Origin of the sequence: Mesorhizobium sp. Cs1299R1N3 (assembly GCF_037179625.1) — a bacterium.
Lineage (GTDB): Bacteria > Pseudomonadota > Alphaproteobacteria > Rhizobiales > Rhizobiaceae > Mesorhizobium > Mesorhizobium salmacidum.
The window spans coordinates 1-494 of sequence record NZ_JAPYKQ010000065.1 but is presented as its reverse complement, the minus strand read 5'-3'; the positions used below and the strand labels follow the sequence as shown (position 1 = coordinate 494).

Below are 494 nucleotides of genomic sequence, written 5' to 3'. Positions count from 1 at the left end.
AATCCAGGCGGCCATTGACAGCAAGGCGGTCGGCGTCGCGTCCTGAGCCGTTCAGGAACCGTAATTGCGGACCAACGCGATCAGGACGGTCGCAAACAGCGCCAGTGAGATCGACACGGCGACGCTCTTGGCCAGGCCTTTGATCCAGCTCTCGGGGAAGAGGATGAGGCCGTTCACGAGAAGCGCGAGTCCGGCCACGACCGAAGCAATCTGGGAGAGAGTGTGGGACATCCGCTCGCGCTCCGATATGCCGTGCCAGGGTAGGCCTGACATTACGGGCGCGTGGCACAACTCTCTGTGATGACCGTCACATCGCCTTATTCCCCGGCGGGCCTAGCGTAGGTCTGTTCATCATCGTTCCGGATCCCGTCATGACCACCACCGACTTTGCTTTCGTCATGCGCACGCTGGGTCTTGCCGCCGCGTTCATATGCGTCCTCCTGAGCCTTACGGTATTCTGCGTCCTGCTGGTCATGGGGCATGAGCCGGTCGGG

Annotated in this window: 1 protein-coding gene; it reads right to left on the bottom strand. The window is 61.7% G+C overall.

The genetic code is table 11. From position 1 onward, the window contains the following. Positions 1-51: 51 nt before the first annotated feature. A complete protein-coding gene (locus O7B34_RS31970) occupies positions 52-231 on the bottom strand; it encodes a hypothetical protein (RefSeq protein WP_337149730.1) in 180 nt (59 codons plus the stop codon). Positions 232-494 lie beyond the last annotated feature (263 nt).